Origin of the sequence: Rummeliibacillus pycnus, from assembly GCF_050459865.1 — a bacterium.
Lineage (GTDB): Bacteria > Bacillota > Bacilli > Bacillales_A > Planococcaceae > Rummeliibacillus > Rummeliibacillus pycnus_B.
Genome location: NZ_JBCMNM010000071.1, coordinates 22,730 through 36,564, shown reverse-complemented (window position 1 = coordinate 36,564; position 13,835 = coordinate 22,730). Strand labels below are relative to the sequence as shown.

General features: G+C 31.7%; 13 protein-coding genes. 3 read left to right on the top strand and 10 right to left on the bottom strand.

Going from position 1 to position 13,835, the window contains the following annotated elements; translation table 11 throughout:
* Positions 1 to 335: 335 nt before the first annotated feature.
* The gene (locus ABE048_RS14425) at positions 336 to 821 is read right to left on the bottom strand and encodes a hypothetical protein (RefSeq protein ID WP_430311959.1); all 486 of its coding nucleotides are present in this window, start codon (positions 819 to 821) and stop codon (positions 336 to 338) included.
* Positions 822 to 1,209: 388 nt separating this feature from the next.
* Positions 1,210 to 1,737, bottom strand: a complete 528-nt coding sequence (locus ABE048_RS14420; RefSeq protein WP_430311958.1) for a hypothetical protein — start codon at positions 1,735 to 1,737, stop codon at positions 1,210 to 1,212.
* Positions 1,738 to 2,091: 354 nt separating this feature from the next.
* On the opposite strand from ABE048_RS14420, the gene ABE048_RS14415 reads away from it, so the two are divergent.
* On the top strand, positions 2,092 to 2,637 hold the full coding sequence (locus ABE048_RS14415; protein ID WP_430311957.1) for a hypothetical protein: 546 nt from the start codon (positions 2,092 to 2,094) through the stop codon (positions 2,635 to 2,637).
* A 535-nt stretch (positions 2,638 to 3,172) separates the two neighbouring features.
* On the opposite strand, the gene ABE048_RS14410 is transcribed toward ABE048_RS14415, so the two are convergent.
* Positions 3,173 to 3,373 (bottom strand): hypothetical protein, encoded by a 201-nt coding sequence (locus ABE048_RS14410; RefSeq protein ID WP_430311956.1) that lies wholly within the window; start codon positions 3,371 to 3,373, stop codon positions 3,173 to 3,175.
* Between the two features lie 263 nt (positions 3,374 to 3,636).
* Between ABE048_RS14410 and ABE048_RS14405 the strand changes: the two genes are divergently transcribed.
* Positions 3,637 to 4,572: an AlbA family DNA-binding domain-containing protein gene (locus tag ABE048_RS14405; RefSeq protein WP_430311955.1), complete on the top strand. Its 936-nt coding sequence runs from the start codon at positions 3,637 to 3,639 to the stop codon at positions 4,570 to 4,572.
* Between the two features lie 545 nt (positions 4,573 to 5,117).
* Here the strand turns inward: ABE048_RS14405 and ABE048_RS14400 are convergent.
* From ABE048_RS14400 to ABE048_RS14375, 6 genes are all read right to left on the bottom strand, one after another.
* On the bottom strand, positions 5,118 to 7,724 hold the full coding sequence (locus ABE048_RS14400; RefSeq protein ID WP_430311954.1) for a zinc-ribbon domain-containing protein: 2,607 nt from the start codon (positions 7,722 to 7,724) through the stop codon (positions 5,118 to 5,120).
* Between the two features lie 269 nt (positions 7,725 to 7,993).
* Positions 7,994 to 8,947, bottom strand: a complete 954-nt coding sequence (locus tag ABE048_RS14395; RefSeq protein ID WP_430311953.1) for a hypothetical protein — start codon at positions 8,945 to 8,947, stop codon at positions 7,994 to 7,996.
* A gap of 323 nt (positions 8,948 to 9,270) precedes the next feature.
* Entirely contained in the window at positions 9,271 to 9,840 is a 570-nt protein-coding gene (locus tag ABE048_RS14390) for a DUF2812 domain-containing protein (RefSeq protein ID WP_430311952.1), read from the bottom strand.
* Positions 9,827 to 10,144, bottom strand: a complete 318-nt coding sequence (locus ABE048_RS14385; protein ID WP_097969645.1) for a PadR family transcriptional regulator — start codon at positions 10,142 to 10,144, stop codon at positions 9,827 to 9,829. The genes ABE048_RS14390 and ABE048_RS14385 overlap by 14 nt, the downstream gene beginning before the upstream one ends.
* A 683-nt stretch (positions 10,145 to 10,827) precedes the next feature.
* Positions 10,828 to 11,028 (bottom strand): cold-shock protein, encoded by a 201-nt coding sequence (locus tag ABE048_RS14380; RefSeq protein WP_102692329.1) that lies wholly within the window; start codon positions 11,026 to 11,028, stop codon positions 10,828 to 10,830.
* Between the two features lie 512 nt (positions 11,029 to 11,540).
* Complete coding sequence (locus ABE048_RS14375; RefSeq protein WP_430311951.1) at positions 11,541 to 11,843, bottom strand: hypothetical protein; 303 nt, start codon at positions 11,841 to 11,843, stop codon at positions 11,541 to 11,543.
* Positions 11,844 to 12,408: 565 nt separating this feature from the next.
* Here ABE048_RS14375 and ABE048_RS14370 point away from each other — a divergent pair.
* Positions 12,409 to 12,798 carry a hypothetical protein gene (locus tag ABE048_RS14370; RefSeq protein WP_430311950.1) on the top strand — a complete coding sequence of 130 codons (390 nt, stop codon included), beginning with the start codon at positions 12,409 to 12,411 and terminating at the stop codon, positions 12,796 to 12,798.
* Between the two features lie 223 nt (positions 12,799 to 13,021).
* Here the strand turns inward: ABE048_RS14370 and ABE048_RS14365 are convergent, their stop codons facing one another.
* Positions 13,022 to 13,834, bottom strand: coding sequence for a GH25 family lysozyme (locus ABE048_RS14365; protein WP_430311949.1), 813 nt, complete (start codon positions 13,832 to 13,834; stop codon positions 13,022 to 13,024).
* Position 13,835: the final 1 nt, after the last annotated feature.

The following is a 13,835-nucleotide window of genomic DNA, read 5'->3' as shown; positions in this document are numbered from 1 at the left end:
ACATTTGGGGTGCAGTTCAATTCAAGGATAGCGCCCTTTAATGGAATAACTTTAAAACATGATACCTAACTTATTATCATTTAATTCTTCTCTCACTAAATCTCTCATTAGTTAATACATGGATTAACAATAATAATTGCTGGCAAAATAAAGATATTTATATGTTAAGATTTAACGTTTATTGAGTAAGTTAGGGTTCTTTGCTGCCAAAAATACACCTGCTCCACCCACTGCTACAACCGCTATGTACAACATCCACTGTTTGAACTCCGTATCTTGAAAGTCAGTGGCTGCTGATGATGGCTCGCGCTTATTGCACTCTAGCATCCTTTAGTTCAATAAGCTATTTTATATTTTTTAAGTAATTCAAAGAATGCTTGGATTATCAGACGTACCAGTGGTGTAGTGAACGGAAGCAAAATAAAGGCATAAATTGTTCCCCAAATTAAAACACCCTCTACATTAACACCTGTATATCCTCCAGTTGCTGTATAAGTTCTAAGACTTCCTCCCCTTACAACATACTCTCCAAATAAAGCACCGATAGTTCCACTGAATAGAGTGATAAATAATGCCGATATTAGGCTTAATAACCAAAGTTTTTTGTTCGAAACGTTTTCTTGTTTTGTGAAATAAAATCCTAATATAGCAAAGTTTAATATAAAGGGAATAATCGTTGCGTAGTATAACCAACTCTCACCAAATGAAGATGTAAAGCCACCTGCTAACCCCTGTGCAACCAACATAAACATAAAGGAAATACAAAACGATAAACCCAAACCAAAAATAATTCCAACTATAACTCCTTTTGTAATTCTCATAACGATGTTTCCCCCATTTAAAATTCTAGCGATGCTAAAATCCTCGATTAAATAACTACTTCTATGCCCTTCTAAAAGAAACATGCTACTTCAATTAAACTGCCCGTTAGCTTAAGTATATTTCTTACACAATCTTCGCTATACAATCTAACCTTTATTCAAGAATATGGCCCTTAAATGAAAAATGAGCGCTTATCCTTTTTCAAGGATAGCGCCCGATTGCTGAATACCTTTATTGAAGTAAAGCTACCCGTTGAATTATGGTTTAGGATAATGAACAAAAATGAGCGAGGGTATTTCATATTCCTCTGATTACGTCAAAAGTCAGAAAAGTCTAATATTGTAATTACTACAAAATACTGACTGAGTTATATCCTTATTTGCTTATTCAAATTTTCACATATCCATCATTATCCACTTCTGGATTTTTCTCAATAAATCCTCTTTTTACCATTCGCTCATACACTCTATCTAAATACACATTATGACTTCCGTGGTCACACCTCTGACATGGTACTGATGTTCTTCGCTGCGATTGTGAATGAGCACTGGAAGAAATACACCTTTGTTTTTCTGCGTTGTACAAAGATGGGTAGGGTGTAAGATATTTACGACCCTCACGAGTTCCATATGGGGGTTCAAACAAGTATGATTTATTCAAAATCTGTTCAATAACATAATCTATTTCTTTATTTGATACTCGGTGGTCACAAGACAATTTTCCCTCTATCAAATAAACATCTAAATGACCGTTTTTATGATACCTCTTTAAAGCCTCAATTGCCTTTGTCCTATCACTCAAGATTTGTTGTACAATCTTTCCACCTTTACGATTAATTGTGTAAATACTGTACCAATTATTTAAACTTTTACATCCTTCACACATACATTTTTCAATATCGTCTAATTTCCCCATATTTCTTGCTCCTCGATCTCTTTCTCTAGCATATAGAATGTTGTCCTCTTTACTCTTGCTTTTTCGTAAAACAACAGCCATTTTCTTATCATCACTTACTGTTTTTATTAATTGTATAATATAAATCCTTATTGAACTATATTGAACCTATAGTTAATCCTTCAACAAACTTCATGATGATGACATAAATATTCAACTTTGCTTGAGAGTCTCATTCCGTTAAATGGCCCTTAAATATACCCCATTTTTTATGGGATCCGCCCAAAATATACTATTTTTTTTAAGAGAAAAATTATAAAATAATACTAAACATAGTTCTTAATATACTTATTCAACTTGTAAGGAGAAATAATTATGAAGATATCAATTTTCTTAAGTTACCCTAAACCACACCTCAAACAACAAGAAGATTTCATTACGACTATTGTAAATTATTTAGAACAAAGAGGATTTCAACCACGAACACTAGGAGTTACAGATTATGATATGGAAGAACCTCTAGTAGCTATTAGAAGACTGATGATGGAATCTAACGGCTTACTTACTATAGCCTTCCGTAGGACTTTAATAGAGAAAGGTGAGGCAAAGTCAGGTACTGACATTCCAGACACATATTCATATGATGTATCAGGAAAATGGATTACTAGTCCTTATTGTCATATAGAACCAGCTATGGCATTTCAGATAGGACTCCCAATTCTGATTTTTCGTGAAAAAGGAGTAATAGAGGATGGAATTTTAGAAAGAGGGGTTACAGGAACTTACCTTCCTGAATTTGATCTGTCCAGACCAATAGATGATTATTTAAAAGATCCTGAATGGAATCAACTTATCGGTAAATGGGAAGGACATGTTCGTAAAGTTGTAGAAAGCAAAGGACGTCCTCCAAAACTATTTTAATAAAAATTAGTTATAAAGCAAAAAAATTCTATTTTATTCTGAATCCTTTTTATAGACGTCCAGCCGACAAAACGCAGATTTTATTACTTTCCAACAATAAAGAAAGTTTTTGGCTACTTTTTAGAAGAAAAAACTTTGATTAGATTAGTTAGCTATTTTCAAAAGATATACTGGAGTCAATTAACCAAAACAACTATTTCCCGCCGTTTTTGGTATGGATTTTACAATATCTGTATTATCTTATATTAAACGCGTTTAGACGTTGGAGTCCCTATAAGAATAAAACAATAGGATGAATACTTCTGTGCCAGAACTAAATAATGAACAAAACCAAATCGATCTTTTAGCTTTTAGTGACGGTTCTTTAACATTTCGAATATTTGGTAATTCTCCTCGTATTATTCTAGTAAATTTTAAATAAGCGACTCTTTATTCGACAATCTGACCCTATACATAAAGAAAGAGCGCAATTTCTACTCTGGAATTGCGCCCTTTTCTTGAATAACCATACATTCATATTTCAAAAAATCCCTCATTACTTAAATAAGGCATCCTCTGTTTTACTACTTTTTTTAACAACAAACATACTAATCAATATTAAAATAATCCCTATAATTCCTCCCATGAATTCTGCAATGTAGAAATCTCCATCTCGAACAAAACGAATTAAAAACCCTCCACCAAAAATAATAGTTGATAATATACCTAATGACATTAACAACCTTTCATTCAACATACCTCCTATTATTCAAACCGCTATGTACCATTATTCCAGCATCCTGCCCTTTAACTTAATACCAATTATTTCAAAATCCTCTAACTTGGACAATCCCCAAAATAAAAAAGGGACATTTCTTATTACAGAAATGCGCCCGCTTGTTGAAGGTAATCACTGAGATATCGACCCTTTAGTCCAACAACTATGTAATATTTTGTAAAATGTTTATTACCATAGTGTTATAATAAATTATTAGTAAATACTTAAAGAGGTGTTGTAATTTGTTTGATAACGATCGAGATATTAATGCTGAGAAAATCGAAAATATTAGTAAGCAAATTAAATCTGGGGCACAATACGAGAACCCAATAATAGAGTTAAAACGTGAATTCTGGGATTTGTCAAATGACGATGGTAAAAATGAATTTGCAAAAGACTTAACTGTTATGGCAAATTCACAATACGGTGCTGGAAACATTATAGTAGGCATTGACGGTAAAACAGGAGATTTGCACCATACCACACTTCCATTTGATGCTGCCACTTTAGCTAATATGATCAACCGCAAGGTACTTGAACCTTTTACTGTTGAGTTTAATGAAATTCAGGTGGATAAAAAAAATATAATAGTTGTTCATATCCCCCGTTCCTATAATAAGCCACATATGCTCCGATTATATAAAAATAGAGAAATGTTCATTCCTATAAGGAAAGGGACTAGAACGCAAGCAGCAGATAAATATGACCTTGATTCAATGTACACCGAACGTGAAAGGATTGTAATTCCCCCTTATCGATTAGAACCTTTTAATGGTGGTAACCAACTTATCATAAATCCTACAGTCTCAGGAAGCATTGTTACTTGGGAATGTTTAATAAATGTCCTCAATACAGGTTCAAGAATAAATCTGGTTACGGGTAGTAGTCTTAGAGTATATTCTGGGGATACGGAGATTGCCAAACTTGACCTTATTTATTATTTTATTCCTGAAATTACCTCTGTATGGAAAGAAATCAGCAATAATAACTTTATAAAGATTTCTCAAAACGATGCAATAAGAGTTAATTTTGGCTTTCATATTGCAGATCAAGAGCAATATACTCTGCATAATGCGCCACTTAATTCGTATTCTGCCCAAATCACCTTAATAGACGTTGCAGGGAATGAAAGTTATACAGATATTATTAACCTTAAAGACGGGCGATTGCGAAAATAAATTATTACTGTTCTGAGGAGAATTTCCCCTCTTTTTCTTTTTTGCTTTTTTCAATTACACATTATGTGAAAAATGAACGGTAATTACGTTAAATTACTATGAAAGTAATTATACTGTAACCGTGGCCATAATTATTGGGGGTTAAATAACATAATATAGTTAGCAACTAATAGTGTCACCACCTTGTCTTTTTGGTTGATGAAGAGAAAACTCGCCATCTGTTCTTATAACAACAGATGGCGAGTTTTTTTGCGTAAATTAAACCTATTAGGGATATTGTATCTTTGAAAAAAGTTTTTTAAAAATATCGGATGAATCTGCATTTTTCGGTAGATTAAAAAAATCCATTTTGAAAAAAGTTTAATTACTTTCTAACCGTGTTCTTTTCCACAATTTGGCCCTTTTCATGAAGAAAAGACGCTTTCCTTATTTCAGAAAAGCGCCCGATTGTTGAATAAAACAACAAAAATTTTTATATACCTTTATTATTTTATAAATGAATTTAATAAAAATTAAACAACTTTATTATCTGTATACACATTTTATTAGTTCTTATATTTCCTAATTCTTGATTCAATAGATTCTAACCAAACATCACCTAATGCATTCTTCCACCAGTATTTTTTCTTACTACTTGCCAGAACATCAAAGGATGATAAGTTATTTAATTTAGAATCCCATTCCTCAGCTAGTTGAGGAAAACAGACGGCTAAACAATTATCTAATCCTACTTTTTTATTAGCACAATATGGACATATTGCTTGTTTCATATTATTTATAGAACACTGCCATTCATGCTTGTGAGCTACTCCTTTTTCACAGTACCACCACACAACTAAATCACTGCTTATTTTAACGTCATATGGAGTTAACTCGCCATTTTTTTCAGGATGCCAAAATGCTGAAATTTCCGGCTTTAATATACCTAGAGAGAGTTCAACTGTATGATTTTTTCCAGCACAGAAAGGACAATTGTTTCCGTTATATCTATTAGCAATTGTACTCTTCCATTCATGGCCCTTTTTACATTTCCACCAAACGTATTTACCAGAACCAACTGTTATTCGTAAAAAATCGATGTCTTTATTTTTCTCGAAGTCCCATTCTTTTAATAGTTCTGGTTTCTTTTTAATTAAATTATTTTCATTACACCATTTGCATTTATGCATACCATTTACTCTGGTATAAACAGGTGCTATCCATTCATCTCCACATATCAAACATATCCACCATATCTTTTTAGTAGACCCTGGAGTAACGCTATAAGGCTTTAAATAGCCATTTTTTTCAGGATGCCATTCAGCTGCCAAATCAGGATATAACTTTTCCAAAGAATTCTTTTTCCTAGAACTGATATATAAAGAGTTAATTATAGCTTCATCTTCTTCTAAATTAATGTTTAAATTATGCCAATTATATTTCTCAATTTCACTTAGATTTTCTCCCTCAATAAGACTTAACATGATTCCACTTAAAATATTTAAAATATTTTCTTTTGCTTTTGGTTCAGACTTTATAGTAACTCCAAAAAAATCATTTAAAGGCGGCAATTTTTCTTCCCTTACTCTTATTACTTTAATACCCATTTCATTTAATAATTTATTTTTTTTATTGTCTTGATGTACTCTATTTTTATGATAAAAAACACCATCATACTCAATAGCAAAATTATAATCAGGTAAAAATATATCTATTTCTATTTTTGAAGTGTCTCGATGTAATATAAAATTATTCTTTACCTTATTGAAAATCTTTTTTAAATAAAAATAAATAGCTTGTTCAGGAAACGATGTTTTCATTTCAAAATTACATTGTCTACAACCAGTACCTTTGGAACTTCGAGATTTCGGAGATGCTTTCCATTCATGCCCGAATTCACATTTCCACCAATACTCTTCATTACTGCCATAATTAATAGCATCTGGCGTTATACCGTCATTTTTTTCACTATGCCATTCTTTCGCTAACTCTGGAAATTTTTCTGATAAAGCGGAACCTGAATTTAATTTATACTCCTTAAAACTTTCTATTCTATTTTGCTTAGCACAATTAGGGCAACCTCGACCACTACTTCTGCTACCTACAGTACTCATCCACTCATACTTACAAACACTACACAACCACCATACCTTTTTATTAGATTTTGGTGTTAAATTATCAGGCTTTAAACTACCATTTAACCTAGGATGCCATTCCATAGCTACTTCTGGATATTTATTAAGTAGAGTGTTATTTTTTTGAACCTGTATTTCATTTCTTGTTTGCGCCCCTTGCTTATACATAAGGGTATTCAATCTATTTTTTATAGCTTTTTGATTACCACATTTCGGACACCCAGAACCTTTTTTTGTTCTTAAATATGGTGTAGTTTTATAGTCTTCATGACCATTTAAGCATTTCCACCATACCTTTTTTTCTGAACCAGGTACTGTTTCAAAAATAGAATGGTTTGTATTTTTTTCAAAACACCATTCTTCAGTTAATTCAGGGAATAAAGTATAAATTGAATTACATTTAGGGCATCCTTTATCTTCGTGAATAGTTCTACTTTTAATCATACAATCCCATTCATAACTACATTCCTTACACTTCCAACTAACGCGTTTAGCTGAAGTATAATGAAAATGAGTCGGATCTATTCCTTTATTTTTTTCATAATTCCATTCCTTTAATAGTTCTGGATACTTATTTACTAGAGCGTACTCTTTACTATCCTTCTTTTTTGAACATTTAGGACAGCCACTGCCCTCCTTTGTTCTTTTAGATACTTTAGTTATCCATTCAAAGTTACATGCATGACATTTCCAATATCTTTTTTCATTAGTACCTGCTAAAGTATTTTCGGGAAGATATTCTCCATTTTTGTTGTAATCCCAATCTAACGCAATTTCAGGATATAGCGTTTTTAAACTATTGGTAACTGATACCTTTCTATTGATACAAAAAGGACACTTGCCTCCTTTAGTTCTAGTAAGAACCATCATCTCCCACTCATGATCTGGACCATTCGGACATTTCCACCAAACATATTTTTCAGATCCAAAAGAAATATTTTCGGGTGTAACCTTTTTATTTTTGGTAGGATGCCATTCTTCCGCCAATTCAGGATGAGTATTTATCAATTTGTTCTCATCAGTTAATTTTCTTCCCATTTTTTATTCTCCGTAAGTATAAATTGTTAAATGTTTAATTTCCCGTTCTTATTTATTTTAACATTTCCTTAAATTTTAAATAAGTTTTCAAAAACAAGAGTTCCACCACAAAAAGGCCCTGAAAAAGGCACAATTCCTTTTTCAAGAATTGCGCCAGATTGTGGAGGATTCTTCTTCAACTAAATCCTCCGTTAATGAAATAAGGTTATTCCAATTCAGCATAAAACTTCTTTTATTTATTCAGTAGAATATATGACAATGATATTTAATTATCTTTCAGTAAGTCTTTCACGATAAGCTAAATCTATGTATGGTTTCAATTGTTGAAAACTATCAACCAAATCCATATAAATCTGTGCTTCACTTTTTGTATCATTCATTCTCTTATTCCCTTGAAATACACTATCTAATTCCTTTTGAATCTCCGAAGCAAGTTTATAAGATGAGAAATGTAAAATATATGCACCTTGTTTATATGTAGATGATGTAAAGAATTTATTTGTGAATTTTCCATTTCTTTTTCTAATTTTATACCCAAAACAATCAGTGATTTTTTCGTTAAAATAGACATAATCAAGGTTATTTAAATAATTGTCAATTTTTTTTATTATAGATAAAACTTTTGGTTTATTCGCAAAGCATGTATAAATATATTCTTTGGATTTTATAGAGGAAAACCCCATATTTTCACAATAAACAATATACTGATCTAATAATAGTTCTGTCACACTACCATTCTCAATAAAACCTCTGTCTAATTTCAAAAAGAACTCATAAATATCTTCCCATGAAATTTCCTTATAAGGTTGAATAATTTCTCCATCAGCAAACATTTTTTCGTGATCTTTTATCTGTTGCATATTAATTTTGTTGCCATCAACTTTAGATTCAATTAACAAAGTTATATTGTTTAACTTGATTAAAGCATCTGGAATAGTGTCCTTTTCCACAATAGAATTCTTATTATCATTTTTAATCCTATCGGAAATACCAATAACGTAACCATACCCAGAACGTTCATTTAATTTATTTCCAACTTGTAGGGCATATCTCCTCTCATTAGGTTCCTCTAATAAGATTTCAGAAATACCCAGACACTGTTTTATAAACTGAAAGGTTAATTGAACATCTGAAAATCTCAAAAGGTCAATAAGTGCTTTGGTAACATTATTTTCTTTTTGTGTATACGTATCATACAGTGTTAACCCTTTTATTTTATTCATTATATACCTCCTCAATAATTACATTATCGATTTAACATAGACTGACCTATTACTCTTTATCCTTTTTAAAAATTTTAGTGTTAAACATTACTGCCCGATAGTTTAATTAAATTTCTTCACATCTCACCAAAATTTTAACATAGAAACCCAGATTTCTTTAAAGTTGTTGTTCAAGTATGGCCATTTCATGAAAAAAGCGCAGATCACCTCTGGAATTGCGCCCGATTGTTGAAGATCTTAACTACATTTTCTTGTTGAACTAACGTACCCCTTTAGTTTAATAACAGACTTCACCTCAAAAGTTCATAATTAACCTCCGCGCATTATTTTTCTTTTAACATTGAATACTTTCGATAAGCTTTATAGAAACTGCTACCAAAGAAAACAACCATAAGGGCGGGAAGCGAACTCAAAAGGGCAAATGGAGTTTCAAATAAAAATGCTTTCCAAAATAATGCACCTTCCATACTCCAAAGACCTTCAGCTAAATATAAACCTGAATCCTTGTAAAGCATATAAGAAAAAGACAATAACAGTATACCTAAACCAGATGAATAACCCATCAATCTTTTATAATAATTACTCTTTGATTGGCGATCCGAGAAGATTTCATTTTGATCATCATCTTCTTTTTGCCAATATCGAATTCCACCAAGCCAGGTCCCATTTATATAAATCCAACCGAAGTCTTCATATATCCCTTTGTAATCTTTGAACTTTTTCTTTGATAAATAATCTTGATAATCCAGTCGCATCACATATCTCTTGTCGTTTTTTTCGAAAGTGTATATTCCTAATCCACTAATATTTGTACAACGATAGCCTTTTTGTAATTGCTCGTTCAGCCATTGCTCCTCTTTTTCAATATCAAAAAACATCTTAAATTTCTTCATTCGATTCACTTCCTTCGTACAGGGATAAAATATGCAATAACCTGTTTTGTTCCATTTTCAAAATGGCGCTTCCTTCCGCAGTTATCATATAAACTTTTCTCCGACCTGACTCTCCAACAGGTTCAATCCAACCATGCTTATTCAAGTTTTCTATCGCACCGTATAATGTACCAGCTGCTAAAATAACAGTACCGTTACTTATCTTTTCTATCTTCTGCATTACGGCATAGCCATGGAGTGGCTCACGCAAAGCTAATAAAATATAATGCATGGTTTCAGACAACGGTAATAATTTATGTTTCATATCCTCACCCTCTATTCAGTTTGACTATATAGTTCAACTTAATAACAACATAATACAGTTCAACTGAATAGTCAACAACATTTCAAAATTAGTCAAAGGAACTTAAAGTAAAAAGCTTGATAACAAGGGAAAAATCAATCTAAAAAGTCGCTTTCCTTACGTAAGGGAAAGCGACTTTTTGTGTAGTCTTATTCAATTAAATGGCCCGATTGTTGAACACAAGTTATAAACAACACTCTTCAACTCACCTGCCCGTTTCGCTAAAGAAGAAATCCAACTCATAATAGTAGCATCTTGGTAAATTATAAAAATCCCCTCATACATTGTTGGTTGAGGGGTTAATCAAACCTTTTTTATTTTTTGTCCATAAGCTCGATTGTTGAATCTGTTAAATCAACCATTCTCTCAGGTGTTACTACTAACAATCTCCTACCGTTCACTTTAATTTCCTTACACTTTCTAAAATCCTTATTCGAGTGTAGTTTTTAGTCCATTTGACCAAAATCTAACTAATGAATTATTTGAAGATTAATTTAAATTGTATCTATTTTAATGAAAAATGAATCCCCCAATTCATGCATTTTATGTATATTGACATTGGAGTCGAACTAAATAAAAAAGAGGAACCTTATTGAAAGGATTCCTCTAGTTTTTTAGATAATTCTAAAACTAACTAATTAAAATTAAAGTTTTACAATGTTTGCAGCTTGTGGTCCGCGTTGGCCTTCTTCAACTTCGAATTCAACTTTTTGACCTTCTTCTAAAGATTTGAAACCGTCACCTTGGATTGCTGAGAAGTGAGCGAATACGTCTGCTCCGCCTTCAACTTCGATGAAACCAAAACCTTTTTCTGCGTTAAACCATTTTACAGTACCTTGTGTCATTTAAATGACCTCCATTAAAAAAATTATTAATATATAAGCTTTTTAAAAGAAAAAAATTCACATATTACAAAAAGTACCGAACAAACACGATTACTCTTTGTAATATGCGAATTCAACTTTTTTTCCTATAAAGGACTTTATTAAGTTCATTATATACTTTAAATTCCCATTTGTCTAATATCATTTTAGCTCAAGAAATATAAACATTACCCCATTCGATCAATGGAAAAACTTACACTCAATTTCAATGTTTATTCTTAACTTAATTAACACTTAACTCTATTCTTTTCCTATGAGTACTAATGTAGCTCCTGTTAAATTGACAATTCTTTCAGGTAATACAACTAACAATCTCCTACCGTTAATTCAATTTCTTTACACTTTCTAAAATCCTTCTTCGAGTGTAGTTTAATTGTATTTCTGCTCTCTGGGGATGTTGCTCGTAAATAATACTTCTTCATCAAATCCCTCCTATTTTATGAAGAGATTCGACATTTTCGATAATAATCCTTTTATTCATGGTATGTCGGCGTTATATGTGCATCTGTTGTTTTATATTCAATATTCAACAATCGCTTAATTTCCTGATTCGTCCAATTTCTAAGAGCAATGTTCGAATATCTTATAAGCTCAGTTGCACCACGGTACAATACTTCATAAAAAGTTATTATTTCATCTTCCTTTTTCTCATTTTCTATTCTGATACCTTGTGCAGATAAAAGCCTTTTTACTTTTATTTTATCTTTTGTAGCTTCATTTACTTTTAATTCAAACCATATTTCAAATGCGATTTTTGATTTAAGGCTATCAATCATTTTGCGATCACGTTCGAGTGTTCTAATAGCTAAATCTAAAATGATTTGTTTTATGGACTAATTTCTTTTGTTCTCCACTCATCATATAACTTCACGCTCATTTCTAATCACAGGAAACACCACAAGAACATTCTCGATAATAAAAGTTCGCTTTGCATGTTTTGTAAAACAGAATGCTTGAAATTTATCGCCACTGATATTAATAAGCTTTACACGCCTTTTCGTGATATTTCACCACTTTTTGAAATGTACATAATCGTAACCCAATTGATGATACTGCATAGCTTTTATTAACTGTTCTTTCATGATGTTACCTCCTCAAAACAAGAACACCCGTTCGATTTAACTCGTTATATAGAACGTTCGTTCTTATTTAAAGTATAAAAAATGTTAAGATATAAATCTATGTTTATGAAAATATCTTCACCCGTAAAATTGCATACTTTTTATTTTGAAACTTTCTATAATTTTTAACAAATTTTTGTATATTTTATATAATTTTATATTTTTGTATTTAATTATATTATAATTTATGTCATAATCATTTTTGAAGGGTGGTGAAAATATGAAAAAGATATCTTTAGCTATTTTAATGTTCGCTTTAATGATTATAGGAACAGTTACAACTGCATCCGCTGCAGAATCAACAAGTTATGATGTGACTTTTCCTAGTAGAAGCACAGCCTTTATAAAAGTAGTATCATTTACTCCTACTAACGATGGAATAGCGACTCTAAAAGGTTACCAATATCAATCTGGCACTAGTGCATTCAGTACTTTTTATCGAGTAACAGAGAATGGATTTGATACCACTATATTGAAACAGTTCAACGGTAATCGTAGCGTAGCATTTGATATTCCTGTTAAATCTGGAAATACATATGCTGTTTTAGTTAGTAGAATGCAAATAAATCCTGTTGAATATAATGTATATGGAACAGTTACATATCCTTAATGTTTCTAATCAGTAGCATTGAAAAGTATCAGTTTTCATTGCATGTACATTTGTAATGCCAAAAAGACTAGGTGCATAATAAAATCGCACTAGTCTTTTTTCTATTTTAGAATCTTTAAGCAATAAGAGGCATTGAAAAAATGAATAAATACATGAATATTTGTATATGTGACTTAGCCCTTAGTAAGCCACTCGCCTATTTTGGTAAGGGGCTTTTATCTTCTTATTTCATTTTTATTTTTTGACCAACATAAATCAAATCTGGATTTTTAATTTTGTTTAATATCTGTAATTTTGCAACAGTTGTAGTATTTTTCGATGCAATTTCACTTAAAGTATCACCACTTTTAACGGTGTGTACATTATTAGTTGTTTTTGTAGCTGATGTTTTTACAAGCTGGGCTTTTTGTTTTGTGACTGGTTTGCTTACTTGAGTAACTCTTTCCTCTCCAGTAAACCATTTAAGTGATTTGCTTCCTGTTAATCGATTTAAGTCCACTCCACCACTGATTCCTGCAATTGTTCCTTTATCCGTATATTGATGTAAATCACATGGATACTTTGGTTCAATTATAGATTTACCATCTGCAGCATATCGAGGAATCCAAACAAAGTCGGCTTTTGAGTATTCTAAATTAAATGATTCATATAAATGATGTGCAACATAAATACCCACTTTTTTTGCACCTAGCCGAAGAATTTCAGCAATAAACGCATTTGTACCTGCACGCATATCTTTCATTGTTGCTACTTCTACATCTGCAACAAAGAACTTTGGTTTAAGACCACCAGTTGTGGCACGCTTATAAAAGTCTCTGGCTTCAACTTTTGCATCTTCTACGCTAATAAAACGTATGAAAGCGTAGACGCCAAAAGGAATTTTATATTTTTCACACCCATTTGCGTGTGTTAGGTAAAACAAATCTTTTATTGTGGATCCATCTTGTACACGAAGGATTGCTAAATCACATTCGGTAGCTAAAGCCTTGTAATTTACATTTGGTTGCCATTTTGAAATATCGATGATTTTACCCATA

Excerpts from the sequence above, each read along its gene's own strand:
- ABE048_RS14390 (WP_430311952.1), bottom strand. The coding sequence starts at position 9,840 with ATGAAGAAATTTAAGATGTTTTTTGATATTGAAAAAGAGGAGCAATGG.
- ABE048_RS14370 (WP_430311950.1), top strand. The coding sequence starts at position 12,409 with ATGAAAAAGATATCTTTAGCTATTTTAATGTTCGCTTTAATGATTATA.
- ABE048_RS14365 (WP_430311949.1), bottom strand. The coding sequence starts at position 13,834 with ATGGGTAAAATCATCGATATTTCAAAATGGCAACCAAATGTAAATTAC.
- ABE048_RS14400 (WP_430311954.1), bottom strand. The coding sequence starts at position 7,724 with ATGGGAAGAAAATTAACTGATGAGAACAAATTGATAAATACTCATCCT.
- ABE048_RS14380 (WP_102692329.1), bottom strand. The coding sequence starts at position 11,028 with ATGACACAAGGTACTGTAAAATGGTTTAACGCAGAAAAAGGTTTTGGT.
- ABE048_RS14420 (WP_430311958.1), bottom strand. The coding sequence starts at position 1,737 with ATGGGGAAATTAGACGATATTGAAAAATGTATGTGTGAAGGATGTAAA.
- ABE048_RS14375 (WP_430311951.1), bottom strand. The coding sequence starts at position 11,843 with ATGATTGATAGCCTTAAATCAAAAATCGCATTTGAAATATGGTTTGAA.
- ABE048_RS14395 (WP_430311953.1), bottom strand. The coding sequence starts at position 8,947 with ATGAATAAAATAAAAGGGTTAACACTGTATGATACGTATACACAAAAA.
- ABE048_RS14385 (WP_097969645.1), bottom strand. The coding sequence starts at position 10,144 with ATGAAACATAAATTATTACCGTTGTCTGAAACCATGCATTATATTTTA.
- ABE048_RS14415 (WP_430311957.1), top strand. The coding sequence starts at position 2,092 with ATGAAGATATCAATTTTCTTAAGTTACCCTAAACCACACCTCAAACAA.
- ABE048_RS14425 (WP_430311959.1), bottom strand. The coding sequence starts at position 821 with ATGAGAATTACAAAAGGAGTTATAGTTGGAATTATTTTTGGTTTGGGT.
- ABE048_RS14410 (WP_430311956.1), bottom strand. The coding sequence starts at position 3,373 with ATGTTGAATGAAAGGTTGTTAATGTCATTAGGTATATTATCAACTATT.